Origin of the sequence: Actinomadura barringtoniae (assembly GCF_017573505.1) — a bacterium.
Taxonomy (GTDB): Bacteria; Actinomycetota; Actinomycetes; order Streptosporangiales; family Streptosporangiaceae; genus Spirillospora; species Spirillospora barringtoniae.
The window spans coordinates 162,448-188,698 of sequence record NZ_JAGEOJ010000025.1; the positions used below are offsets into that span (position 1 = coordinate 162,448).

Annotated in this window: 18 protein-coding genes; 10 read left to right on the top strand and 8 right to left on the bottom strand. The window is 70.3% G+C overall.

The genetic code is table 11. The features are described from left to right. Window positions 1-16: 16 nt before the first annotated feature. Together J4573_RS45115 and J4573_RS45120 are read right to left on the bottom strand one after the other, a co-directional pair. On the bottom strand, window positions 17-709 hold the full coding sequence (locus tag J4573_RS45115; RefSeq protein ID WP_208262526.1) for a VC0807 family protein: 693 nt from the start codon (window positions 707-709) through the stop codon (window positions 17-19). Between the two features lie 195 nt (window positions 710-904). After that, complete coding sequence (locus J4573_RS45120; protein WP_243774618.1) at window positions 905-1,852, bottom strand: DUF6177 family protein; 948 nt, start codon at window positions 1,850-1,852, stop codon at window positions 905-907. Between the two features lie 118 nt (window positions 1,853-1,970). Here J4573_RS45120 and J4573_RS45125 point away from each other — a divergent pair, with 118 nt between their 5' ends. Next, window positions 1,971-3,431: an LCP family protein gene (locus J4573_RS45125; protein ID WP_208262527.1), complete on the top strand. Its 1,461-nt coding sequence runs from the start codon at window positions 1,971-1,973 to the stop codon at window positions 3,429-3,431. 256 nt (window positions 3,432-3,687) lie between these two features. Next, complete coding sequence (locus tag J4573_RS45130; RefSeq protein ID WP_208262528.1) at window positions 3,688-4,611, top strand: glycosyltransferase; 924 nt, start codon at window positions 3,688-3,690, stop codon at window positions 4,609-4,611. Window positions 4,612-4,692: 81 nt separating this feature from the next. Here the strand turns inward: J4573_RS45130 and J4573_RS45135 are convergent, their stop codons facing one another. From J4573_RS45135 to J4573_RS45145, 3 genes are all read right to left on the bottom strand, one after another. After that, window positions 4,693-8,166 (bottom strand): sialidase family protein, encoded by a 3,474-nt coding sequence (locus J4573_RS45135; RefSeq protein ID WP_208262529.1) that lies wholly within the window; start codon window positions 8,164-8,166, stop codon window positions 4,693-4,695. A gap of 128 nt (window positions 8,167-8,294) precedes the next feature. Further along, complete coding sequence (locus J4573_RS45140; protein ID WP_208262562.1) at window positions 8,295-9,209, bottom strand: glycosyltransferase family 2 protein; 915 nt, start codon at window positions 9,207-9,209, stop codon at window positions 8,295-8,297. Continuing rightward, window positions 9,209-10,600: a hypothetical protein gene (locus tag J4573_RS45145; RefSeq protein WP_208262530.1), complete on the bottom strand. Its 1,392-nt coding sequence runs from the start codon at window positions 10,598-10,600 to the stop codon at window positions 9,209-9,211. Before J4573_RS45145 ends, J4573_RS45140 begins: the two co-directional genes overlap by 1 nt. A gap of 231 nt (window positions 10,601-10,831) precedes the next feature. Between J4573_RS45145 and glf the strand changes: the two genes are divergently transcribed. The 6 genes from glf (at window position 10,832) to J4573_RS45175 (ending at window position 18,711) form a co-directional block, all read left to right on the top strand. Beyond that, window positions 10,832-12,001: a UDP-galactopyranose mutase gene (gene glf / locus J4573_RS45150; protein ID WP_208262531.1), complete on the top strand. Its 1,170-nt coding sequence runs from the start codon at window positions 10,832-10,834 to the stop codon at window positions 11,999-12,001. Continuing rightward, window positions 11,998-14,004: a glycosyltransferase gene (locus tag J4573_RS45155; protein ID WP_208262532.1), complete on the top strand. Its 2,007-nt coding sequence runs from the start codon at window positions 11,998-12,000 to the stop codon at window positions 14,002-14,004. The genes glf and J4573_RS45155 overlap by 4 nt, the downstream gene beginning before the upstream one ends. After that, entirely contained in the window at window positions 14,001-14,873 is an 873-nt protein-coding gene (locus J4573_RS45160) for an ABC transporter permease (RefSeq protein WP_208262533.1), read from the top strand. Before J4573_RS45155 ends, J4573_RS45160 begins: the two co-directional genes overlap by 4 nt. Before the next feature lies 1 nt (window position 14,874). Continuing rightward, window positions 14,875-15,654, top strand: coding sequence for an ABC transporter ATP-binding protein (locus tag J4573_RS45165; RefSeq protein ID WP_208262534.1), 780 nt, complete (start codon window positions 14,875-14,877; stop codon window positions 15,652-15,654). A gap of 290 nt (window positions 15,655-15,944) precedes the next feature. Next, window positions 15,945-17,141, top strand: coding sequence for an acyltransferase family protein (locus J4573_RS45170; RefSeq protein WP_208262535.1), 1,197 nt, complete (start codon window positions 15,945-15,947; stop codon window positions 17,139-17,141). Between the two features lie 85 nt (window positions 17,142-17,226). After that, on the top strand, window positions 17,227-18,711 hold the full coding sequence (locus J4573_RS45175) for a sulfatase family protein (protein ID WP_208262536.1): 1,485 nt from the start codon (window positions 17,227-17,229) through the stop codon (window positions 18,709-18,711). Here J4573_RS45175 and J4573_RS56455 read toward each other — a convergent pair. Further along, window positions 18,708-20,420, bottom strand: a complete 1,713-nt coding sequence (locus J4573_RS56455; protein WP_208262537.1) for an RICIN domain-containing protein — start codon at window positions 20,418-20,420, stop codon at window positions 18,708-18,710. The two genes, J4573_RS45175 and J4573_RS56455, sit on opposite strands and share 4 nt — an antisense overlap. Before the next feature lie 30 nt (window positions 20,421-20,450). Next, a complete protein-coding gene (locus tag J4573_RS45185) occupies window positions 20,451-21,572 on the bottom strand; it encodes an alpha/beta hydrolase (RefSeq protein ID WP_208262538.1) in 1,122 nt (373 codons plus the stop codon). 231 nt (window positions 21,573-21,803) lie between these two features. Between J4573_RS45185 and J4573_RS45190 the strand changes: the two genes are divergently transcribed. Next, a complete protein-coding gene (locus tag J4573_RS45190) occupies window positions 21,804-22,841 on the top strand; it encodes a glycoside hydrolase family 43 protein (protein WP_208262539.1) in 1,038 nt (345 codons plus the stop codon). A gap of 273 nt (window positions 22,842-23,114) precedes the next feature. After that, a complete protein-coding gene (locus J4573_RS45195) occupies window positions 23,115-25,190 on the top strand; it encodes a coiled-coil domain-containing protein (protein WP_208262563.1) in 2,076 nt (691 codons plus the stop codon). A gap of 7 nt (window positions 25,191-25,197) precedes the next feature. On the opposite strand, the gene J4573_RS45200 is transcribed toward J4573_RS45195, so the two are convergent. Then, window positions 25,198-26,251, bottom strand: a 1,054-nt coding sequence (locus J4573_RS45200; RefSeq protein WP_208262540.1) for a hypothetical protein, incomplete at its 5' end; no start/stop codon positions are given.

Here is a 26,251-nt window from a genome sequence, read left to right on the forward strand (position 1 = left end):
TGCGATGTGCGTGCGGTCAGGCTGCCTTGGCCTCGGCGGCGACCATCTTCTCCATGGGGTCGGCCGTGCTGCCGCCGCCGACGAAGGTGGCGACCGCGATGGCGGCGAGCAGCATCACCGTGGACAGCCAGGCCATCGTGTCGACCGGGAGGGTGAAGGCGCCGATGACGCGGGCCACGCACTCGGTCAGCAGCGCGGCGCCCCAGATGACGCTGAAGCGGCGCTCAAGGCCGCGGAACGTGGCGGAGGAGCTCAACAGCCGGTCCCAGGCGGCGGTACGGGCGGCGTCGCCCTTGGTGACCCACGGCTTCAGGCCGGCGGTCATCAGCGCCTTGCCGCGGAACGCGGAGATCAGGACGACGATCCCGACGACGCTGCTGATGCCCGAGTCCTTGGCGATGATGATCCGCGGGTCGCCGGAGACGAAGCTGAGCAGGATCCCGACGACGTTCACCGCGAGGATGAGGCCCGCCAGGCCGTTGAACTCGCGCTTCCAGACGGCCGAGGCCACCGTGCGGATGCCGGGGATCACGCTGCTGAGGATCAGCGACGGCACCAGGCCGAGCCCGAACGCCTCGCGGGCCGTGAAGTAGATCCCCAGCGGGACCGCGACGTCCAGGATCAGCGGCATGAACGAGGCCAGGCGGCCCGCCTTGGCGGGGGCCTCGCTCGGGGTGGTCTGGGTCCTGGTGGTCTCGATCGTCGCCATCGTGGGCTCCTCGGTCATCGCGTCGCCTGGGGGGCGTTCGCCGTGCTTCAAGCTTGGCGAAAGGCCCAGGTCACGCGGCAGTGCCGTCGATCCATGGATCGGCAGTACAAATGTCACGGCGCCGCCGGGGACATCGGTGACACCGCGCAGGCGGGACCAGGAGCGAGAGGCTCAGGGCTGCGGCGACTGATCAGGTCAGGGCTGCGGCGACTGGAGGTGCTGCATCAGGTGGCGGTGGCGCTGCCAGCCGTCGGCGGAACGGCCGTCGCCGAGGGGGAAGAGGGTGAGCGGCGACCGGGCGGGCCCGACCTGCTGGCCGGGCATCCCCGCCGGGCCGGCGACCGATCCGGCGACCGCCAGCGCCACCGGGGCGGGGGCGCCGGTCCAGCGCGGCTCGGTGGTGAGGTCGGCGCGGCCGGGCGTCAGCTGAACGAACAGCGACGCGACCGTCTGCTCGGCGGCGAGGGCGCCGACGAGCGAGGGGAGGTGCTGGAGGGGCGGCGGGTCGTCCGGGCCGTACCCGACTGTGACAGTGCTCACTTCGGCGAGGCCGCCGGAGCCGCTCGCGGAGAACTCGCAGAGCGCCTGCGCGACGCGCTGGCCGGTCCCGATCACGATCACGCGGGAGCTGGCGCGGCCGCGCGTGTACTCGGTGAGGCGGTCGCCCTGCCAGGAGTACTCCAGCGGCTCGGCCGGGCCCCAGCCGCCGGGGGTCTTGCCGGTGAGCAGCTGCATCAGGCGGTCGATCGGGCCGCTGACGTCGCCCTCCGAACTGTGCCTGATCCGGTAGACGAGGGTGAGCTGGGCGCCGATCGGCGCGCTCGGCCTGCTGGTGAAGCCGGAGGCGTAGTCGCGGGCCTCGGGGACGGGCTCGAAGGTGTTCCGGTACCAGTGCAGCGGCCGTCCGGTGAGCCCCTCGTAGTAGCTGTCGGCCTCGCGTACGACCCACTGGACGCCCGCGCCGGCCGCGGCCGTGCGCAGCGGGAGCGAGAGTCGCGAGTCCAGGGGCGTGACCAGCTGGAGCGTCCGTCCCGAGTCGGCGCACTCGCCGATGGCCTCGGAAAGCCACGGGCTCAGCGCCACGACGGGCCGGTCCTGGAGCACGACCATGGCCTGGTCGGTCAGTACGTCTACGGTGCTCATCCTCACCCGAGTCTAGTCACGTCGCGGAGGTCTCCCGAGGCCCACCGGGAACGCTGAACGAGACGAACTTTGCCGTGACGGCAGTGTTCAGTGTCCCAAGTGTGTTGAAATGTTACGGATGCAGCGATTGGCGCAGCCCGGCGATCGGGCGTTCCCCGACCACCGCTCCGCCCCGCCTCCAAGGCAGGGGCGGGGCTGGCGAGTGCTGGGCTGGGTCGCGATCGGGGTGTCGGCCGTGCTGGTCGTCGCCAGCATCAGCTTCTACATGGTCTATCGGAGCCTCGACGGGCAGATCCACCGCGAGCACGTCGACGACAAGCTCGGCGACCACCGGCCGCCGAAGCTGAACAACGCGATGAACATCCTGATGATGGGCTCCGACAGCCGCCAGGGTGAGAACGCGCAGTACGGCACCGAGCAAGGGGAACGGTCCGACACCACGATCCTGCTGCACATCTCGCCGGGCGGCGGGCAGGCGGTCGGGATCAGCTTCCCCCGCGACTCCATGGTCCAGCGCCCCTCATGCAAGCGGCGCGACGGCTCGACCGACCCCGGCGGCCTGTCGATGATCAACGCCGCGTACGCCACCGGCGGCGCCCCCTGCACCTGGAAGACGCTCGAGGCGCTCACCAACATCCGCATCGACCACTTCCTGGAGGTCGACTTCTCCGGCTTCAAGCGGGTCGTGGACGCCCTGGACGGCGTCGAGATCTGCGTGCCGCACGCGGTCAACGACCCCAAGGCCGAGTTGCACCTGAGGAAGGGCCGCCAGGTCGTCCGCGGCGCCGCGGCCCTCGGTTACGTGCGGACCCGCACCGGCGGGCTGGGGGACGGGTCGGACCTGTCGCGCATCCAGCGCCAGCAGGCGTTCATGGCCTCGGTCGTCAAGAAGGCCACCGCCAAGGGGATGCTCACCGACCCGGGCAAGGTCTACAGCTTCCTGTCGGCCGCGACCAAGTCGCTCAAGGCCGACGACCGGATGAGCATGTCGGTGATGCAGAAGCTGGCGAGCAGCATGCGCGGCATGAGCGCGGGCAAGGTGCGCTTCGTCACCGTCCCGGTGCAGGCCTACCCGGCCGACAAGAACCGCGTGCAGTTCAACCCGGCGCTCGCCAAGCCGCTCTTCGACGCGGTCCGCGAGGACAACACCCTCCCGAACCCGGCGCCGGCCCCCGTGCCCGCCCAGGGCAAGGGGCAGCAGGTCCCGGCCAAGCCCGTCCCGCCGGCCAGGGTCAAGCTGATGATCTACAACGCCACCCGCACCGACGGCCTGGGTCAGCGCACCTCCGACCAGCTGGAGGAGAAGGGCTTCAAGATCGCCAAGGTGGGGACCAAGAAGGCCTCCTCCGGCTTCGTGACCCAGATCCTGTACGGCGCGGGCGCCGCGGGCCAGGCCGCCGCGGTCGCGGCCGCGGTCCCGGGTCACCCGGTGAAGCAGTGGGCCGGTGCCAAGCCCGGTTACGTCTACCTGATGATCGGCAAGGACGGCGCGACCGTCCCTGGCCAGGCCCGGCCAGTGCCCAAGATCGCCGGTGAGGTGCGCGCCGACCGGGATGTTTGCGCGCCCTCCGCGACCTGACCGTGTTCTGAACCGTGCGCGCCAGGTGAAAAACAGATGAAGATACCCGGCGTACGTGGACAATCTGACAAAGTCAGATCCGCCCCACAGGTATCTTGGCGGCGCGCAAACCAACATCCACATCAAAGCGTCATAACAGGGACAGGACTGAACTGATCGCTCTGAACCCCCCTAAGTCCCCCGCCCGTTCCACCTGCTGAGACCGGCTTCCGCACGGCCTCAAGGGACCGGAACGGCTACGCCAGGAACGGACCGCATGCCCCCCGAACCCTTCGCTCTCCTGATGACCGTCTACGGCGGTGATCGTGAGGAGTATGTCCGGGCAGCGTTTCGCAGTGCGGTGGACCAACAGGAGCTGCGCCCCGACCAGGTGGTCCTGGTCCAGGACGGCCCGGTCTCGCCCGAACTCGCGATGTGCCTCAAGGAGCTGGTCGTCGCCAGCCCGGTCGAGGTCACGTTCCTGCAGCTCGAGCACAACCGCGGCCTCGGCCCCGCCCTCGACGCCGGTCTCCAGGCCAGCCGCCACGACATCGTGGCGCGCATGGACGCCGACGACGTGGCGATGCCGCACCGCTTCCGGCTGCAGGTGCCGCTGGTCCAGGCGGGCGCGGACCTGGTCGGCGCGGGCCTGCTGGAGTTCGGCGCCGACATCGGCGACGTGGTCGGCCAGCGCATCCCGCCCGCCGACCCGTTCGACATCGCCCGCTACTCGCGGCTGCACGACCCGTTCAACCACCCGACCGTGGTCTACCGCCGCAGCGCGGTGATCGCCGTCGGCGGCTACGGCGACCTGCCGCTGATGGAGGACTACTGGCTGTTCGTGCGCATGATCGCGAACGGTGCGCGAGTGGTGAACGTCGCCGAGCCGCTGGTCTACTACCGGGTCGGCGCCGGCGCGTACGAGCGCCGCGGCGGCCGCGACCTGCTCCGCTCGGAGCTGCGGCTGCAGCGCGAGATGCGCCGTGAGGGCTTCATCTCCGGCCCCCAGTACTGGCGCAACGTCATCGTCCGGGGCGGCTACCGGCTGGTCCCGACCACGATCCGCAAGCCGTTCTACCGCTGGCTCGTGGCCCCCTACGGCGCCCGCCGCAACCGTGCCCGCTCGATCCCCGAGGTCGACGAGGGCGCCCAGACCGTCGAGCCGCCGGTCTACACCCCCAGGCACGCCCGCGACCGCTGACGCGAGGCTCGTAACTAACAAAGGCCCCGACCGCACCGCCTTGGGTGCGACCGGGGCCTTCGCCGTAGGTGCTCGCCCGTTCTAGGGAACGGGGCGGGTCCATAGGGTGGGCTGCTCGTCCTGCTGGTCGGTCGTCTCGCCGACGCCGACCAGGTTGTCCCCGAGCGCCGCCTGACCGTTCACGCGCTGGTCGCCGGGGCCGCTGAGGCCGTCGCCGTCGGGCGCGTCGACCGCCCAGGACGTGCCGTCGGCGGACGTCCAGGAGATCACGTTCTCCGAGCCCGGCTTGCCGGTCGTGCCGGTCGCCGCGAACCCCTTGGTCGTGCCGGTCAGCGACGTCACGGCGAGGCCGGCCGCGCCGCTCGGAGCGGGCAGCGTGACCTCGCGCCAGGTCTTGCCGCCGTCGGAGGAGGCGTAGGCGAACGGGGCCGAGCCGGAGCCGCCGGTCCCCGAGCCGGTCGCCACCAGCACGTTGCCCTTGGCGGCGATGTGGTCCAGGGAGCCCTCGGTGAACTTCTGCGGCAGCGTCGGCTGCTGGAGCGTCCACGACTTGCCGTCGCTGGAGGTCCACACCGCGGGCCGACCGCCCGCGCCGCTCGCCTTGGGGTCGCGGATCCCGCCGACGGCCGCGTAGCCGAACGAGCCGCCCGCGACCGAACGCATCCAGCGGTTGGAGTTGGGCAGCGCCGCCAGCGCGTTGGAACCGACGCCCTTGCCGCGTTCCCAGGACTTGAGGTCGGCCGAGAACCACGTGGTGGCCGACAGCCCGTCGTCGCCCACGATCACGTAGCCCGCCGGGCCCGAGGCCGTGGCGAACGTGGTGAGCGGCGCGTCCTTGGCGGGCTTGAACTCCGCGCCCGCGTCGGCCGCCTGCCAGCTGGCGCCGTCCGCCGAGGTCAGGACGACCGGGCGGCGCGGGGTGGCGTTGTCGTAGCCGACCGCCGTCCAGCCGCTCTTGCCACCGGTGACGCTGAGCAGCCGCTGCGTGCCGGGCCGGCTGAGCGCCGTCCCGGAACCGGTGCCGCGCGTCCACTTGCTGCCGTCCTGCGACGTCCACAGGGCCGCGTCGCCGTTCGAGCTCCCGGCGGCCACCGCACGGCCGTTCTGCGCGGCGACGGAGGTGACCGCGTGGTCGGGCCGGACCACGCCGGGGATCTTGGCCGCGTCCAGCGGTACGGCGGTGCCGTGCGAGTCCCAGGCCGACAGCATCGGGTCGGAGTCGGCGCCGCCGTCCTGGCCGACCAGGATCGACAGGTCGCCGGCGAGTGTGCCGCTCAGGATGTTGCGGCCGGGCTGGAGGCCGAGGCTGCCCGCGTCGGTCCAGGTGCGGCCGTCCTGGGTGCGGGACACGAGCACGTCGCGCCCGCGCACCACCACGGCGGCGTAGCCGTTGTCGTCGGCCATGATCTGCAGGGCCTGGCGGTAGCCGGAGGCGTCCAGCTTGCCGCCCTGGGCCCAGGACTTGCCGTCGGTGGAGGTGTAGGCCTGCCCGTAGGTCTTGCTCTTGTCCTTCACCTCGCGGATGACCAGCAGGCCCGCCTTCCCACCGCCGATCGCCAGGCCGCGCGTGCCCTTGGGGGCCGGAACCTTGGCGGGCGCCCACGAGCGGCCGCCGTCGTCGGAACGCCAGACGCGCCGGAAGGTCTGGTCGGGCTTCTTCTTCGGGTCGGGGGTGTTGGAGCTCTCGACCAGGATCAGGTTGCCCGCCGCGGCGGCGTCGACCAGGGAGACCTTGCCCTTCAGCGCCGGGAGCGAGAGCTCGGAGCCGATCAGGGCGTCCCACCGCTGCCCGTCCGAGGACAGCCAGGCGGCGGGCTGGGAGTCGCTGAAGTCGCCCTTCTTGGAGTTCTCGCCGATGGCCAGGAAGCCGCTGCCGGTCGTGATCAGCTTGGTGACGCGGTTGCCGGGGCCGAAGGCGGTGGCGGCCGAGTCGGGCTGGCGCACCCACTCCCGGCCGTCCTGGCTGGTCCACACCGCGCCGCCGCCGGCCCGGGAGCCGATCGCGACCCAGCCGTGCTGGCCGCCCGCGACGTACTGCGGCACCTCGGCGGTGTCGGCCTCGGAGCCGTCCTGCGATTTCACCGCCGCGGGCTTGTAGGTGCGGCCGCCGTCGGTCGAGGTCAGGAAGATCCCGCGGGCGGACTCCAGGCCCGACTCGCCGCCCACGGCGACCACGGTCGAGCCGACCGAGGCCGCGCTGGTGAGCTGCTGGTCGCGGCCGTCGCCCTTCGCGGCGGGATCGGCGGCGAACGTCTTGCCGGCCAGCGTCGCGCCGCCGCCACCGTCGGAGTCGTCGTCGCCGCCACTGAGCAGGAAGTAGCCGCCGCCGGCGACCAGGGCAGCCGCGGCCAGGCCGCCGACCGTGCCGAGAACGGCCTTCTTGCCGACCTTGGGGCCGCTGCGCTTGGTCTTGTTCTTCTTGCCCTTGCCGGTCGTACGCCAGGGCTCGTCGATGACGGGCGGGGGAGTGCCGGGCCGCTGCATCGGCATGTCCGCGACGGTCTGGTCGCGTGCGGGAACCTGCTGCGCGTACGGGAAGGGGTCGGCGGCAGGGGGCTGGTTCTGGGGCTGGCCGGGGATTTCCTGCGCGTAGGGGAACGGCTCAGCGGCGGGAGGCTGCTGGTTGCTGCCCGGGATTTCCTGCGCGTAGGGGAACGGCTCAGCGGCGGGAGGCTGCTGGTTGCTGCCCGGGATTTCCTGCGCGTAAGGGAAAGGCTCTGCGGCGGGAGGCTGGGCCTGGTGCTGGCCAGGGATCTCTTGCGCGTACGGGAAGGGCTCGGCGCCGGGGGGCTGGTTCTGGGCCGGGGGCTGGCCGGGCAGCTCCTGCGCGTACGGGAACGGCGGCGGGGCCGACAGCGGCTCCTGCTGGCCGGGGAAGTCCTGGGCGTACGGGAAGGGCTCGGGGGCCGGGGGCTGCGCGGGCGGGATCTCCTGGCCGTACGGGAACGGGTCGGACGGCGGGGGACCGACGGGAGCCTCGTACGCAGGAGCGGGCGGAGCGGGTGGCGTGGGCGGCTCGGCCGCGGGCGGGGCCGGGCGCTGGGGCTCGGGCGGAACGTCCTGGCGGCGGGTCGGGGGCGACAGGTCGTCCTCGTCCTCGGCTTGGGCGGGCGCCGAGCCTCCGCCGGAGGTCCCGGCCGACTTCATGTACGCCGAGACGTCGGTCACGGTCGTGTCGGGGGCCGGGCCCTTAGCGGGCTCCTGCGGCACCGGCGACTCGGTGAACATCGTCGTCTGGGCGTCGGCCGACGCGTCCGGCGGGATCATCTGGGTCCGCATCGAGTCGTTGATGTCGATGTCGGTGACCGTCTTGTCCCGCGAGGACGAGGGCTTGGAGGGCTTGCCGGGCTTCGGCGGCTCGGGGGCGGGCGGAGCCTCGGAGGCGCCCGGGGCCTCGGGGAGCAGGTGGCCGCCGGGCGGCAGCTGGCCGTCCTCCAGCCACTGCGGCGGAGGGGGCGGAGGCGCCGACGGCTGCCCGAACGAGTCGGCCCGGGTCCGGTCGTCCTCGGTCCGGTCGTCGTCCGGCTCGTCGCCTGGAGTGCTGGTTGGACTCACGCCCGTCTCCGTCTCCCCGTGGTCGTTTGCGTCGCCAAGGATGATAGCGACGCCTTCTGGGTGAATCTTCCGGATGGCCTGCCGTAGATCACCCAGCGGCACCGCACGTCACCGAGCGTCAGCCCGGGTCACTGATCGGAGGCGCCGAGGTCGCGCAGGACCTCGCCGGTCGGGCGCGGCCGCCGCCGCACCCCGTCCCACAGGCCCTTGCGCAGACCGCGGCGCAGCGTCGCGCGGTCGCTCGATCCGGCGAACGTACGGGTCCAGCGCCGTACTGTCGAGGCGGCGTAGAGCGAGCGCTCGACCGGGGCCAGGCCGGGGCTGCGGGTGAACAGCCAGACCTTGTTGCGGACCTCGAAGTAGAAGCGGTCGCCGGGGTCGGCGTCGGTGCCGCCGAAGGTCTTGGTCTTGTGGACGACGACGCTGGCCGGGCAGTAGAGCCCGAGGCGCCCGCGCAGCAGCCGGGTGGTGAACTCGAAGTCGTCGTTCCACAGGAAGTAGTCCGCGATCGGCCCGCCGCGCTCCCGGACCGCCGCCGCCTCCACCATGATCGACACGAACGAGGCCGAGCGGACCGGCGAACAGCCGACCGAGGCGGCGATCCGCAGCTCGTCCCGGGTCGCCCCGGGCTTCACGCGCGGGGTGTTCATCGGATGATCGCGGCCGTCGGTCCAGACCACCTTGCTGGCCACCAGCGCCGGGGCCTCCTCGGCGCGTTCGCGCGCGTCGAGCAGGGACTCCAGCGCGGCCGGCTCGGGAACGGTGTCGTCGTCCATCAGCCAGATGAGGTCGGCGTCCAGCGCGAGCGCGCGGTCGATGCCGACCGCGAACCCGCCCGCGCCGCCGGTGTTGGCGGCCAGCTCGACCAGGTCGACGTCGCCGAAGCGTTCACGGACCAGATCCGGCGTGCCGTCGGACGAGGCGTTGTCCACCACGACGACCGCGTCCGGGCGGCGGCTCTGCGCCTCGACCGCGGCGAGCGACTCGGCCAGCAGCTCCCGCCGGTTGTAGGTCACCACCGCGGCGACGACGCGCGGCCCCATCACGGAGCGGGCTGCTGAACGTCGGGCTGCGGAACGCCGGACTGCTGAACGTTGGACTGCTGAACGTCGGGCTGCGGAACGTTGGACTGCGGCGAGCTGGTCCGCTGGGTCCGCGTGGACAGGGCGGGGCCCAGGTCCTCGTCCTCGATCAGCTCGCCGTTCTCGTCGAGCTCGGGCATGGGCGGCTCGATGCCACGGACGCGTTCCATCAGGTGCCAGTAGCCGACGCGCATCTTCCATACGGCCTTGCTGCGCTCGCTGAGGTGGCGCGCCATGACCTTGGGCAGCGCCGTACGCCGCTGCTCGGCCTTCTCACTCTTCAGGTCGCCGATCTCCTCGCGGAGCATGGAGATCCGTTCGAGCAGGCCGAGGATGGCGTGCGTCGAGGCGTCCAGCAGCTCGCGCTCGTTCGGCGGCGTGCCCTCGCCGCGGCCCTCGGCCGGGGGAGCCGGGAGCAGCTCGTCCAGGTCGCCCGTCACCGTGTAGCCGGCCTCCTCGACCGACTTGACCAGCCGCCGGGCCTCCTGCTCGGCCCACTCGCGGCGGTCCGGCGGCAGCGCCACCCGGCCGGGCGCGCCGCGGCCCGGCATGACCTTGAGCGCCAGAACGTCGGTGACGAGCCGGTGGTAGAGCCACATCGGGACCTCGGGGTCCAGCGCGTGGTTCACCCGCCGCAGCAGCTCGGTCTCGGTCCAGCTCAGCGACGCGTTCGCCCGGGACTTGGAGAGGTCGACCACCTCGGGGTCGACGCCGATGACCGACGCGAACCGCTGCCACAGCAGCTCGTGCGGGCTCCCCGGCGGCGGCATGGTGACGACGTGGACGCGCTCGGGCGGAATGACCGCCGTCCAGCGCGACAGCACCTCGGGGATGTCGTGGACCTTCCAGAACCACTGCGCGGCGCCCTCGTGGCGGGGACCGTCGACGACCTCGCGCAGCCAGTGGTCGAAGTCGAAGTGGAAGCGGTGCTTGACGTACTCCTGCCACTCCGAGGGCAGGAGGCTGGCCAGGTCGCGGGCCGAATAGATCACGTGCACCTCGGCGGGCGCGAGCGACTCGACGGCCCGCCTGGCCTGCTCGGCGTCGACCGCGCAGATGACCTCGTTGGAGATCACCGCGGTGTGGGCCTCGGATTCTGTGATCTGCGTCACGAGCCTGTCCCACGTACCGGTCCAGTCGTTGGACGGATCGTCCTCCTCGGGGACCAGCCCGCGCAGATCCCGGGTGGCGCTCACATGCGCGGCGAAAGAGCCGCCCGGCAACAGCACCCCTGCCTCATAAAGGGCCCCTGCGTTCCGCCACAGCACGCCCTGCACGAACGTCGTGCCGCTCTTGGGCGCGCCGATGTGCAGGAAGACCTTCTTGGAAGGGAGGGCAGGGTCGGTGGCCACCTTTGCTCCTGTCGGAGAGTTACTGAGTGCAGCGAAATGCTACGAAATGACGCTTGAAAAGTCCCCACGGATGACACATCGGTCAAACCTGGCCGACTATGTCGAACGGGTCACACCGGGCTGATTGTGCAGGTATCTTATCGACGCAGTGCCCTCCTGAGTCTGAGCGTTCCCTGAGAGAACGGCAGACACTCGCACACCGTCGCTCCCCGGACACCCCTGAGGAAACTTGTGAACGTTGATCTTGTCGTGGTCGGCTCCGGGTTCTTCGGGCTGACCGTCGCGGAACGCTGCGCGACCGAGCTGGGACTGAGAGTGCTCGTCCTGGACCGCCGGGATCACCTGGGCGGGAACGCCTACAGCGAGGCCGAGCCGGAGACCGGCATCGAGATCCACCGCTACGGCGCCCACCTCTTCCACACCTCGAACGAGCGCGTGTGGGAGTACGTGAACAGGTTCACCGCGTTCACCGGCTACCAGCACCGGGTCTACACGACGTTCAAGGACCGCATCTACTCGATGCCGATCAACCTCGCGACCATCTGCGAGTACTTCGGCCGGGCGTACACCCCCGACCAGGCGCGGGCCCTCGTCGCCGAGCAGGCCGCCGAGATCACCGAGGCGACCAACCTCGAGGAGAAGGCGATCTCCCTCATCGGGCGGCCGCTGTACGAGGCGTTCATCCGGGGCTACACCGCCAAGCAGTGGCAGACCGACCCCAAGAACCTGCCCGCCGAGATCATCACCCGGCTGCCGGTGCGCTACACCTTCGACAACCGGTACTTCAACGACAAGTACGAGGGACTTCCGGTCGACGGGTACACCGCCTGGCTGGAGCGCATGGCCGACCACCCGAACATCGAGGTGCGGCTGAACACCGACTACTTCGACGTCCGCGACGACTTCGCCGGCCGCGTGCCGGTCGTCTACACCGGGCCGCTCGACCGCTACTTCGACTTCGCCGAGGGCGAGCTCGGATGGCGCACGCTGGACTTCGAGATGGAGGTCAAGCCGACCGGCGACTTCCAGGGCACCCCGGTGATGAACTACGCCGACGAGGACGTGCCCTACACGCGCATCCACGAGTTCCGGCACTTCCACCCCGAGCGGACCGCCTACCCGGCGGACAAGACCGTGATCATGCGGGAGTTCTCCCGCTTCGCGGTCCGCGGCGACGAGCCGTACTACCCGATCAACACCCCCGAGGACCGGGCGAAGCTGATCGCCTACCGCGAGCTCGCCAAGCGCGAGGACGGCGTTCTGTTCGGCGGCCGCCTCGGCACCTACAAGTACCTCGACATGCACATGGCGATCGCCAGTGCTCTCAGCATGGTCGACAACCGGCTGCGGCCCCACTTCGCACAGGGCGAGCAGCTCGTGAGCGGAGGAATGGACGAATGACCGACGACCAGATGCGGGTGCTGCACCGCGTCGTGATGCCCGGCGAACGGGACTTCGACGTGCTGAAGCTCTACGTGGACGGCAACGTGGTCTTCGGCCGCAAGGCGGCCGACCTGCAGAGCGCCGCCGAGCAGGTGCTGGCGGAGCAGACCCAGACCGGCGAGTCCCGGGTCGGCGGCTCCTACCGGCCGGCCACCAAGGAGGACAGCGCCGAGATCGTCGGGCGGCGGAGCATCGTCGTCCCGTCCGGCGCCCGGGTGTCGTTCTGCACCTACTTCAACGCCTTCCCGGCCAGCTACTGGCGCCGCTGGAGCACCGTGGACGAGGTGACCCTCCGCGTCCGCGTGCGCGGCGAGGCCACCATCCTGATCTACCGTTCCACCGGCAAGGGCCACCTGGAACGCATCAAGTCCCTGCACGTCGACTCCGACACCCCGGTCGAGGAGACCGTTGAGCTGCCGCTCGCCCCGTTCATCGACGGCGGCTGGTACTGGTTCGACATCGTCGCCGACGGCCGCACCGCCGTTCTGGAGCAGGCCGAGTGGTGCGCCGACACCCCGGTCGCCCGCGGCACCGCCACCGTCGGCATCACCACGTTCAACCGGCCGAAGTTCTGCGTCGAGCAGCTCGTCGCCCTCGCCGGCTCCGGCGACGTCCTGGACTCCATCGACGAGATCCTCGTCGTCGACCAGGGCACCGACCGCATCGAGGACCATGAGGACTTCGCCGAGGCCGCCGCCTCGCTGGGCGACAAGCTCCGCGTCATCGACCAGGCCAACCTCGGCGGCTCGGGCGGCTTCGCCCGCGTCATGCACGAGACCGTCGAGAGCGGCCGCAGCACCTACGCGCTGCTGCTGGACGACGACGTCATCCTCGAGCCCGAGGGCGTCCTGCGCGCCATCACCTTCGCCGACCTGGCCAAGGGCCCGATGATCGTCGGCGGTCACATGCTGGACCTCTACAACCGTTCGGTCCTGCACGTCTTCGGCGAGTCCATCGCCAAGTACCGCTGGTGGATGGTCCCCGCCCCGCACACCCACCTCTCGCACGACCTCGCCCACGCCCCGCTGCGCCACACCGACTGGCTGCACCGCCGCGCCGACGTGGAGTACAACGCCTGGTGGATGTGCCTCATCCCGGTCGAGGTCATCCGCAAGATCGGGCTGTCCCTGCCGTTCTTCATCAAGTGGGACGACATCGAGTACGGCCTGCGCGCCAAGGCCGCCGGCGTACCGACCGTCTCCCTGCCCGGCGCCGCCGTCTGGCACGTGCCGTGGCACTCCAAGGACGTCATGACCGACTGGCAGGCGTACTTCACCGAGCGGAACCGCGTCATCACCGCGCTCATGTACTCCCCGTACGAGCGCGGCGGCAACATGCTCAAGGAGAGCCTGTTCATCACCGTCAAGCACGCGCTGGCGATGCAGTACTCCACCGCCGAGCTGATGCTGATGGCCATCGAGGACGCCCTGAAGGGCCCCGGCGACCTGCACCCGTCCATCGTCACCAAGATGGGCGAGCTCCGCGATCTGCGCGCCGGCTATACCGACGCGCGCGCCGAGTCCGACCTTGACGCCTTCCCGCCCGTCCGGCGCCGCAAGCCGCCGCGCAAGGGCCGTGAGGCGGTGCCGCCGAGGAACCGCCGCGCCATGTTCCAGACCGCGATCGTCGGCGGTCTGCGGCAGTTGCGGCCCGTCGCCTCGCTGCCGAAGACCCACCCCGAGGCGGTCGTGCCGCACGTCGACCAGACCTGGTGGCTGCTGACCAAGTTCGACAGCGCCCTGGTCTCGTCCGCGGACGGCACCAAGGTCGCCTGGTACCAGCGCGACCCGCAGCGGTTCTGGTCGCTGATCAAGCGCGCCTCCGCGCTGCACACCCAGCTCGGCAAGGACTGGGCGAGGCTCAGCGAGGAGTACCGGGACGCGCTGCCGCAGCTCACCTCCCAGGAGGAGTGGGTCACCACGTTCGAGTCGGCGTCCTCCAGTAGGACCGACAAGAAATGACGGTGGTGTCGGGGGACGCGGCCACAGGCGAACTGGTCGAGCCTGGGAAGGGCGGCGGGCTCGGCGACGTCATGCGCCGCCGCTACCTTCTCAGGCTGATCGTCCGCCGCGAGCTGCGCTCCCGCTACCAGGGGTCCCTGCTCGGGATGGGCTGGTCGTACGTCCGGCCGGCCGCGCACTTCTCGGTGTTCTTCTTCGTCGTCGGGATCTTCCTGGGGATGAGCAAGAACGTCCAGCACTTCCCGATCTTCATGTTCTCCGGGCTGATCCTGGTCTCGTTCTTCAACGAGACCCTGATCAACGGGACGCACTCGATCCTCGGGAACGCGCCGCTCGTGCGGAAGGTCTACCTGCCGCGCGAGCTGTTCCCGGTCGCGTCCCTGCTGGTCTCGATCGTCCACCTGATCCCGGGGGTGGCGATCGTGCTGGGCGTGGCGATCGCCTGGGGCTGGTCCCCATCGATGCTGGCCCTCGGTTCTGCGGCGCTCGGCTTCTCCCTGGTGGCGGTCCTCGGCATGGGGCTCGCCCTGATGTGCTCGGCGCTGCACGTCTTCTACCGCGACACGGACAAGGTCGTGGACATCGCCACCCTGTTCGTCACGTGGTCGGTGCCGATGATCTATCCGTGGCACGTGGTGCGGGACACCTCGCCGGGCTGGGCGCTCGACCTCTACCTGGCCAACCCGCTGGCGGACGCGGTGCTGCTGTTCGAGCGCGCCTTCTGGTGGCCGACCACCGACCGGACCTTCGTGTTCCCCCCGCACCTCACCCGGGACGGCCTGGTCTCGCTGGGGTTCGGCCTGGTCGTGCTGGTGTGCGGGCAGCTGGTCTTCGCCCACCTCCAGCGCCGGTTCGCCGAGGAGCTGTGACATGACGGAAGCCATCGTCATCGACGCGGTGACCAAGCGGTTCACGCTGCGGCACGCCCACTCGATCAAGACCATGACCGTTCGCGCCCTCAAGCGCGAGAAGCTCCGCGAGAAGTTCGTGGCGCTCGACGAGGTCTCGGCCACCGTGGACGTGGGCGAGTCGGTCGCACTCCTGGGCGTCAACGGCTCCGGCAAGAGCACCTTGCTGAAGGTCATCTCGGGGGTGTTGCCGCCCGATACGGGCCGCGCCCTAGTGAGGGGCAGGCTGGCCGGCCTGATCGAGGTCGGCGCCGGTCTGCACCCGGACCTCACCGGCCGCGAGAACGTCTTCCTGAACGGCGCCATCCTCGGCATGGACCGTGCCGAAACGCTGCGCAAGTTCGACTCCATCGTGGAGTTCGCCGACATCGGCAAGTTCCTCGACCAGCCGGTGCGCTTCTACTCCTCCGGCATGTTCATGCGCCTGGCGTTCTCCATCGCCGTCCACACCGAGCCGGACGTCTTCCTCATCGACGAGGTCCTCGCGGTCGGCGACCCCCTCTTCCGCGAGAAGTGCATCGCACGCCTCATCGAATACAAGAACAGTGGCCGCACGATGGTCATCGTCGCCCACGACGTCACCCTCCTGCGTCAGCTCTGCACCCGCGGCATCTTCATGGAGCACGGCCGCGTCGTGTGGGACGGCGACATCGACACGGCCGCCGAACTCCTGGTCACCAAGCGCCGAGAGCGCCGCCGCAGCCAGGGCTTCAAAGTCCCCCCAGCCGGAGCAGGTCGATGAGCACAGAGGCCCCGCCCTCCGGCCCAGGTAACCCCGACCCCCAGGACCGCGGGAACGCGACAGGCCCGTGGTGGGCGAACCCGCCCGGCGCGGGCCAGCCACCCGGTGCTGCTCAGCAGGGTGGGCTCGCGCAGCCACATGGCCCCGCACAGGCTCATACGGCCGCCCAGCCGCATGGGCCCACACAGGCTCATACGGCCGCACAGCCCTACGCAGCCGCATCGCATGGCGCCTCCGCGCAGCCTTATGCGGCCGCGCAGCCGCATGCTGCCCCGGCGTCGCATGGAACGTTGCAGCCCGAGGCGGTCCCGTCACGCGGGGCCACCGCCAGCGCCGAACTGCCGAATCTGCTGCCCCGGCAGCCGCGCGGCCAAGGGCGGCTGCGCGAGCTCGACACGCTCCGCTTCGTCGCGGCGGCGGCGGTGATGATGCATCACTTCGTCGCCCGTTCCGCGGGCTGGGGCCCCGAGAACTACTACAAGCTCCACGGGCTCAGCCAGATCACCCAGTACGGCAACCTCGGGGTCGATCTGTTCTTCCTCATCAGCGGCTTCGTCATCCTGATGAGCTCGTGGGGCCGGACGATGGACCAGTTCGCCGCGTCCCGGATCGTCCGCATCTTCCCGGCCTACTGGTTCGCCGTCGTGCTCGCCCTGGTGCTGTGGGCGACGACCGGCGTGAGCCAGATCGCGCCCGGGCCCGAGGGGCGCGGTCCGCTGGACGCGTTCCTGCCCAATCTCACGATGCTTCAGGAAGGCGTGGGAGCGCAGCCCATGGAGGGCGTCTACTGGACGCTCTGGGTGGAGCTGCACTTCTACATCCTGATCGCGTTCCTCATCTGGCGGGGCATCACCTACCGCCGATGTGTGACCTTCATGGTGGCCTGGCTGCTGGCAGGCCTGTTCGCGCAGGAGTCCGACTTCAAGCCCCTGATCGTGATGCTGTTCCCGATCTGGGCGCCGTACTTCGTCGCGGGCATGGCGTTCTACCTGATGTGGCGCTTCGGCCCGAACCTGGTGCTCGGGCTCATCACGCTCGCCAGCTGGGCCATGGCGACCTACTACCGCACCACCGTCATCAACCCCGACCTGAAGCTGCCGCCGAGCCGCGACCTCGCCATCCCGATCGGCGTCACCCTCGCGTTCCTCATCATGGCGCTGGTCGCCACGCGTAAGCTGAGCTGGCTGGGCTGGCGCGGCGGAACGGTGCTCGGCGCGCTGACCTACCCGCTCTACCTAGTGCACGAGACCATCGGGCGGGTCCTGTGGGAGTTCTACCGGGACAACCTCACCGACTGGCAGCTGCTCGGCCTGTGCATCGCGGTCGCGCTCCCTTCGGCCTACATCGTCTATCGCCTCGTCGAGGTTCCCTCGCAGAAGGTGCTCCGGCCCCGGATGAAGGCGGCTCTGGCGCGCATTCGTGAGCAGAGCGCGGCTGCCCTTGACTCGAAGGCGCCCTCCAGGTCGGCATCCGAGAGGATGCCTTAGGCTGACGTCGGCGGCCCCGTTCGTCTTGTTGGCCCCGTTTAGCCGGAAGAGGTATGTGATGCTCCGCGCGAGGCCGAGGCGGTTGGTGGCTGCGTTCGCCGCCGCCGTACTGTTGCTCGCGGGATGCGGAGCCTCGGGCGGGGACCGGCGGGGTGGCGGTAAGGGGGCTCCGAAGCCCGGGGTGACGGCTGCTCAGGCCAAGAAGCCGAACATCGTCTATGTGCTGACCGATGACCTGGACTGGGATCTGGTCAAGTACATGCCGAACGTCAAGCGGCTTCAGCAGCGGGGGATGACGTTCTCCAATTACTTTGTCGCCGATACGTTGTGCTGCCCTTCGCGGGCGACGATCCTGACGGGCAAGTATCCGCACAACACGGGTGTGCGCAGTAACGATCCGCCTACGGGCGGGTTCGATGTGTTCAACTCGAACGGGAACGAGCAGCAGACGTTCTCCGTGGCGCTGCAGAAGGCGGGCTACAACACCGCGCTGATGGGGAAGTACCTGAACGGGTACGAGCCCAATCAGCGGCAGGGTGCGACGAGGACCTATGTGCCGCCCGGGTGGACCGAGTGGCAGGTCACCGGGCTCGGTTATGGCATGTACAACTATGACCTCAACGGGAACGGGACGATCACCCATCATGGGCGCAAGCCCGGGGATTACCTGAACACCGTTGTGTCGGACAAGAGCGTGGACTTCGTTAACCGGTCCGCGGCGGCGGGTCAGCCGTTCATGCTTGAGGTGTCGACGTTCTCGCCGCATTCGCCGGCCGTTGCGGCGCCGGAGGACTCGCATTCGTTCGGCAATCTGAAGGCGCCTCGGACGCCCGGATTCAACGAGCCCGACATCAGTGACAAGCCGGGATGGCTGCGCAAGTATCCGCGGCTGCGGCCCCGGCAGATCAAGGCGATCGACGAGGCCTACCGGCAGCGGGTGCGGGCCGTGCAGTCGGTCGACCGGATGATCGGGCGGCTGCAGCAGACCGTGGACGCCAAGGGCCTGGGGAACGACACCTACTTCGTCTTCAACTCCGACAACGGCTACCACCTGGGGCAGCACCGGTTGGAAGAGGGGAAGCTCACGGCCTACGACACCGATATCCGGGTGCCGCTGATCGTGGCCGGGCCGGGAGTGAAGCCGGGGACTACTGAGGCTCGCTTCGCGCAGAACACCGATTTGTGTCCCACGTTCGAGGAGCTTGCCGGGCTTACGCCGCCCGCCAATACCGATGGACGGTCCTTGGTGCCGTTGTTGCATGGGGCGCAGGTGCCTGACTGGCGGATCAGCGCGTTCATCGAGCATCTGGGGCCCAAGTTCAACAAGTACGACCCCGACCTGCCGAAGAAGTACGGCGGTAATCCGCCGACATATTCGGCGGTGCGGACCGCCTCGGAGCTTTATGTTGAGTACGAGAATGGCGACAGAGAGTATTACGACCTGAGCCGGGACCCGTACGAGCTGGGCAGCCTGGCGGCGCAGATGCCGCCCGCGCGGCAGACCGAGCTCCAGGGCGTGCTGGACGGCTACCGGACCTGTTCGGGCGCGTCCTGCCGCAGCATCCGTTAGCGGGGCTCCAGGCGCCATAGCTGGGTGGCTCGGCCGGTGCAGGTGGACTGGGCGGCGATGGAGCCTGAGGCTTGCATGCAGGCCGCCCCTGTGGGGGCCGTCATCTTGTAGTAGACCTCGGAGACCTGCGTGAGAACCCATCCCGGGCCGGGGCAGGCCCCTCCCAGGCAACGACCTGTCTTGGCGTTGCGGAGTTGCATGTTCGGGCCCCCGGAAATCGTCCACTTCTGACGAGGACGGCGGTCGTCGCAGGGCAACTGCTGCACGGTGTCGCCTGGCCCTACGCCGTCCAGGCAAAGGCCGCTGCTCGCGTTGCGAACGCGGTACGAGCCGGCCTTGGGGGGCTTCGGCGTCAGGTCCAGGGGGCTGGTGGCGAAGGAGGCCCGGCACGTTCCATGTGAGTCGGCCTCGGTGGCCACCTCCAGCAGGCTGCGGCCGTTGGCGACCGGCAGGAGGGCGGAGCTGTAGTTGTCGCAGACGACCTCGTCGTGCTCGGGCCTAGAGGAGAACGAGACGGAGACCGGGGAGGGCTGCTCGTACCAGCGGCCCTGGGCGTTGTCCACGTTCACCAGCAGGGTCGAACCGCTCGCGGGCCGGGACAGCTTGCCGTCGGAGGAGCGGAGGAGGCCGCCGACCATCAGGAGGCGGCCGTCGGGGCCGCCGCCGGGCACCCAGGTGATCGTGGGCGCGTGGAAGAGGTACTTGCCGTCGGAGGTGCGCACGGTGGTCCCGCCGTTGCCCGGGTCACCCCAGCTCACGCCGTCGGCCGAGGTCCGGTAGCGCACCTGGCAGGCGTCGGAGCTGCGCCCGCAGACCTCGTACGACATGACGTACGTCCCGTTCGGCAGCCGCCGCACGACCGGCATGCCGGGCCGCGCGCCGCCGCCGAGCGCGACGACCGTCGTGACCGCGCCCCAGGTGGCGCCGCCGTCGGTGGAGATCGTCTGGGCGATGACCTGGTCGTGGCCGCGCTGGGTCTCGTCGGAGAAGTAGCAGACCAGGCGCCCCTGCGAGTCGATGGACAGCTCCGGCTCCCACAGCCCGCGGTCCCAGGGCGTGCCGTTCGGGGCCGTCGCGCAGCTGGACAGGTAGCCCCAGCTGCGGCCGCCGTCGGTGCTCCGCCAGACGCGCAGCTCGGCGCGGCGGCCCGGGGCGTGGTTCTTCATGCCGACCGTCCACGCCCACAGGAGCGTTCCGGCGGGCTGGGCGCCCATCTGCCCGGGCAGCTCCAGCATGCTGCCGCAGCAGCCGCCACGGCCGCCCGTGGCCTGCTCGTCGCGGAGCTCGGACACCGGCCGGAAGCTCGCGCCGTCGTCGGTGCTCTCGTAGAAGCGCGCCAGCTCGGTGACCCCGTCGTCCTCGCCGGTGCTCGCCACACTGACCAGGATCCGGCCGTCATGCAGGCGAACGGCCCGGGGATACCTGGCCGGGCGGTCGTCGAGCCTGCGTTCGGCCCGTGCGACCGGCGTGGGCTCCGACTGCGGGGCGGACTGCGGGGCGGACTGCGAGCCCGGTGGGGCGCCCGGCTGCTGTACGAGCCGCGGGCCGAGCGAGGCGAGCGGGCCGGCGGCCTTGTCCTGCCGTACGGGCTTGCCGGGGCCCGAGCAGGCCGCTGCGATGATCAGCGCGGTGCCGAGCACCGCCACGACGGCGGTGACCAGAGCAGCGAAGCGGTCGCGGAGGCCTCCGTCGCCATTTCCCACCCTCACCGCGATACCCGACCCTGGCCCGGGGCGCCGTCAGGCGGTGAGTCGCTGGCTCATCCAGCGCAGGATCGGGGGCAGGACCTTGTTCCACGTTCCGAAGTTGTGGCCGCCGCTGTCCAACGTGATCGAGGCCGCCTGCATCGGGGGCTTGACCATGGAGAGGAAGCGGTCGGTGCCCACCCTGTTCTGCTCGCCGACCTTGCTGGTGGTCACGAGCACCGAGACGGGCGGCGGCGGGAGGTTCTTCAGGCGCCAGAACAGGTCGTTCTCGTTCCGTACGGCGTCGCTGCCCGCGTAGAGGTCACCGGTCGTGACGTCCTTGATCGCACCGTAGTAGCCCGACATCGACGCGGCCGCGGAGAAGACGTTGGAGTAGCGCATGGCCAGCTTCAGCGAGCAGTAGCCGCCCGTGGACAGGCCCAGCGTGCCCCAGCCGTTCCGCGAGGTCGCCGTCCGGTACTGGGCCGCGACGGCCTCCGGCAGGTCCTGGGAGAAGAACGTGGCGACCTGCGGGCCGCCGGGGATGTCCATGCACTCGGTGTCGCGGCCCTCGGCGAGCGACGGCCGCATCATCACGTAGATGGTCGGCTTCACGCGCCCGGCCTTGATCTCCGTACGGGCGGTCTGCGGGACCTTCACCTGGCTGATCAGGTTGCGCACGGCGCCGGGGTAGCCGCTCATCACCAGGGCGACCGGGAAGTGCTTCTTCTCGCCGCCGGGCTGGAAGTACTCGGGGGGCAGGTAGACGTAGCCGTGGGCGTGCAGGCCGGACCGCGCCCCGCGGATGTTGACGGTGTCGACCTCGCCGTCCTGCCGGGGGTCGCCGCCCAGGTTGAACTCCGGCTTGAGCTTGATCAGCTTCGCGCCCGCCAGCGCGCCGCCGTTGCCCTTGTTCTGGATCACCGGGCCCGGGGCGCCGCCGCCACCGATCCCGGTCAGCTCGCCCCACGTCGCATAGAAGCCGAACTGCTTGTTGACCAGCGACAAGGTCGTCAGCAGCACGAGCACCTGGCAGAGGCCGAGCAGCCCCAGACGGCCCACCACGATCCCGACGCCGCGCCCGGCGAGTTTGGGCCAGGCCCAGACCGTGCCGACCAGCACGACCAGCGCCGCTGCGACCAGCAGGCATATCAATGGCCAGCCGATGAGCGACACGCACACTCCTAGATCCTGGGGCCCGGCAATCTCGGACGATACCGGCAAGTCCAGGTTGTCCGGTAACGGTTGTTGATCGTGGTACGCCTGGGATACCGTCCCCCGAGCTTGATCCACGCCTCCGCGGGGCCTGCTCCGGGCCTCCGCGTTCCCCGCACGCGTGCCGGTGGCTCCCCCCAGCGCCGAACTCGCAGTACCGGGCTCGGCGCCGTTCGTGATCAGGAGAGACTCATGCGTGTTTCCTCTCGCGTCGCGGTTCCCCTCGCCGCCGCCGCGGTTCTCGCCTCCGCCGGAACGGCCGTCGCCGTGACGGCGGGGTCTGATTCGAAGGCCCAGAGGACCGGGGCGGCCGGGTCGGCCGACGCGGCGACCGCGGCCGCCGCGGGGTCGCCGAAGGTGGTGATCGGTAAGAATTTCGCCGATCCCGAGATCCTCAAGGCCGGGAAGACGTACTACGCGTACGCCACCAACACCGGCGGCAAGAACCTGCCGGTGGCGACGGCCCCCTCGGCGCGCGGCCCCTGGACTCTGCGGAGTGCGGACGGGCTGCCCAAGCTCGGCGCCTGGGCGCGTACGGGCAAGACGTGGGCGCCGGACGTGTCGCGGCGTAAGGACGGCAAGTACCTGCTCTACTACGCCGCCGCCAACAAGACGCTGAAGCACCAGTGCATCGGCGTCGCGGTCGCCTCGTCGCCGCTCGGACCCTTCCAGCCCGCCGCCAAGCCGCTGGTCTGCAAGGACCCGACGAACGCTAAGGCCAAGGCCGAGTTGATCGACCCGGCGAGCTACACCGAGGGCAACAGCCGCTACCTGCTCTACAAGGTCGGCTACAACGGCGCGAAGCCGTGGCGCCCGTCCTACCTCGTCCTGCACAAGGTGTCGGCGGACGGCCAGCGGCTCACCAAGTCGTACAAGGTGATCCTGCGGCTGAAGACCGAGCCGTACACCGTCGAGGCGCCCGACCTGGTGAAGCGGCGCGGCAAGTACGTGCTGTTCTACTCGGCCGGTGTCTTCAGCAAGGACAACTACCAGACGCGCTACGCGATCGCCTCGAAGCTCGGCGGCCCGTACACCAAGGGCGCCAAGCCGATGATGACGACGGCCGGCTTCGGCGGGAAGATCGTCGGTCCGGGCGGCGCGGACGCGCTGTACGACGGTGGCGCGTGGCGGATCGTCTTCCACGGCGCGGCCTCGCTGAAGCCGCTCAAGCGCGTGATGTACGAGGCGGACCTGCGGTGGACCAAGGGCGGCGTGCCGTACGTCCGCTGATTTAGGACCGCTCGGCTCGCCATTTGAGACATGCCTGCACCGGGCGTGGCCGGATCCGGCCACGCCCGGTGACCTTGGTGTCCGATCTTTGCCGCAGGTGAACCCCGTGACCGAATTGGGGGAGCAAGTCGGTCATCACCATGCGCGTTCGGTTGAACGTGGCGCAGCACACCCGGAAGCTCTTTACTCTGTCCGGGTAGGAAACCAACCCAATCCAGCCCCCAGGCGTTCCTTTCAATCTCGCAACTCCCAGGGGTCTCAGAAGTGACCGACATGGCGAGCGGCTCGGCGATGGCGCGGCTGATCCAGGCTGACCGCGTCTATGTCGGCTGGCGCTACGCGCAGGTACAGACCGATCCGGGCCCGGCCCCCGCCCGCCCGGAGCCGAGCGACGCCGCGCCCCCGGCACCGGTCGTTCCCGAGCTCCGCACCCCGGCCGAGAACATGTCCGTCCGGCCGCTGCGGATGGCGACGGCGGGCACCGGCGTGGGAGTGGCGCTCTTCCTCGTGTGCGGCATCGCCGGGGTGCTTCCCTGGGCGTTCGCGGGCGTGGCCCTGCTGGCCTGCGGGGTCGTCCTGGCCATCACCGGCTCGGCGCTGCGCAGGGACGAGCGGGCCGTACGGGCGAGGCTGGACCAGGCGCGCGAGGTCGGCGAGCGTGAACGGGCCGCCAAGCGCCGCGAACGCGACGCGGCCGAAAAGGAGCACGAGGCCGCCTACCGCGACTGGGAACGCCGCCGCCGCGCGTTCGAGAGCCAGCGCGAGTGGTACCCGGTGGCCGTCCCGCCCGGCGTCGACCGGGTGGACGTCGTCGGCGGCACGCTCGCGGGCTGGGCGGCGACCGTGACGACGATGGGCGCCGCGCGGCTCGCGGTCGGCGCCAGGGTCACCGTGATCGACCTGTCCGAGGGCGCGGTCGCGCACGACCTCCTGCGCCTCGCCGCCGACCGCGGCGACGACCCCCTCGTCTGGGTCCTGCCCGCCGACCTGCCGCGCCTGGACGCGACCAAGGGGATCGGCCCCGAGGCCCTCGCCGACGTCCTGTCCCTGGTGGTCAGCGCGGGCGAGGAGCAGGGCAGCACGCGCGACCTGTCGTTCGACAACTCCATCCTCGAGCGGATCATCGACGTGCTCGGCAACGACGCGACGATCCCGCAGATCACCGCCGCGCTCCGGGTGCTCGCCCAGGTCGGCGACCCGCGCGACGACCTGCGCCGCGGCCTGCTCACCGACGACCAGCTCGAACGGATCGCCACGCTCTTCGGCCGCGACGCCACCGACCGCATCGTCGTACGCCGCGCCTGGGCCCTGGAGGCCCAGCTCCGCAAGCTGGAGCGCCTCGCCACCGAGCCCGTACGCCTCCCGCCCTCCCGCCTGCACGTCGTGTCCATGGACCGCCGGGCAGGCGTCCTCACCAACCGCGTCCTCGGCACGTACGTCACGACCGCCCTCACCCACCGGATCCGCGAGTCGCCGCCCGCCGGCCGCTGGGACCACACCCTCTTCCTCTGCGGCGCGGAGAAGCTGCGCGGCGACGTCCTGGACCGCCTGATCGACGCCTGCGAGGCGACCGGCACCGGCCTGGTCCTGATGTACCGCTCGATCCCCGAGCACGTACGCGAGCGCCTGGGCCGCCGCGGGCACGCCGCCGTCGGCTTCATGCGCCTGGGCAACCCCGACGACGCCCGGATCGCCGCCGAGCACATCGGCACCGACCAGCGCCTCCTCGTCGCCGAGATCACCGACTCCGCCGGCGAGACCCTCTCCGACGTCGCGGGCGAGAGCTACGCCAGCACCGTCGCGTTCGCCCGCGTGCGCGGGAACGAGCTGACCGACCCCGTCTGGTCCGCGCTCCCCGCCCCCGCCTCCGACGACACCGCCCTGGTCGAGGGCATCAGCTCGACCGCCTGGGGCCGTACGATCCCCGCCACCGACGCCCGCCAGCGCTTCCGCGAACTGGCCATCGAGGCACCCCAACTGCAAGAGCTCCCGCCCACCGCGATGGTCTTCACCCACGCCGGCGCCGCAGGCCGCCGCATCCTCCTGGTGGACGCCAACCCGGGCATCATCACCCTCCCCACCGCGCACTCGATGGAGTTCGAGGAGTACCTGCGCGAGCAGGAATCGCAAGCCGCCGAACTGGAGCGTGACACTCCCGAGGCCACCGAGGACGAGGAAGCCCCGAGGGACCAGCCGTCCCCGGCCCCCATCCCCGACCCCGAGGCCACACGCCCGCCCGGCGCGGCGGGCCCGTCGAGGGCCCGCCACGCCCTGCCCAGAGGCGCCTCACGCGCCGCCCGCATCGTGCCGCCGCTCAAGCCCAACGGCAAACACGCCGCCGACGACTAGCGAGTGACTAGCGGGTCCGGACCTGCGCGGTCGCCTCGGGCGTGTAGGTGTTGGTCCAGAGCCGGTAGGTCCACTCGCCGAAAGTGCCATCGGAGTAGTGGGTGTCGGCGACCGTGTGAATCACGTCGAGTGAGGTGGACACCGCCATGCCGTAGGGATTCCGGACGATTCCCGAGTTGTGGTTGAAGACGTGGGTGGAATGGGCGCCGCTGATCGTGTCCTCCGTCTTCCACACGCCGTCCCCCTTCCAGACGAGGTCGTTGTCGCAGGAGGCGATGACGGTGTCGGTCTGCACCGGCGGGCCGTTCTTGACGACGTTCCACGCTCCCGAGTTGTAGGACATGTAGAAACGCTTCTGCTCGGTCGAGTAGACGAGCGAGGCGTTGTGGAGATAGCTCGGCAGGCCGTCCTGCTTCAGCACCAGCGGGTCACCGATGACGGGCTTGGTGGCGTCCGAGAGGTCGACCTGACGGCGCACGAAGCCGCCCTTGCCTTGGTAGAAGAGAAGGAACTGGCCGGCACCGTTGATCGAGGTCGCCGAGGGCTGGCCGACGCAGTAGTCGCTCGTCGCGCACCTACCGCCGAACTCGCTGTCGTATGAGATCAGGGGCGTCGGATAGATCTTCCAGTCCGAGGGGGAGGCGTCCAGGGAGTCACTGAAGGCGACGCCGAGCTGGTTCGGCGACGCCTTGTCGGTGCCGGCGCACGCGGAATCCTGGGTCGCGCAACCGAAAGCGGTGAAGAAGATCGCCCATGGATAGGTGTGGCCGTTCCAGGTGAACGCGCCGCGCAGTACCTCGGGATCACACGTGTGATAGTTGGCCCAGCCCACGGACTGACTCGGGCCGAAGGCGACCCGCGGCGTGGTGTAGGCCCAGGTGCCGTTGGTCTTGGTGCCGACGCTCACCATGACGTTGTCGTGGAACACGCCGCTGACCGTGTTGCCGCAATAGAAGACGTGGCGCGTGTTCCCCTCCTCCACGGTGCTGGGCGCATAGGAGTAGAACTTCCCGGCCGGAAGCGTGATCCCGGTTGGTTGTGAGGGGCCCATAGGGGTCTTC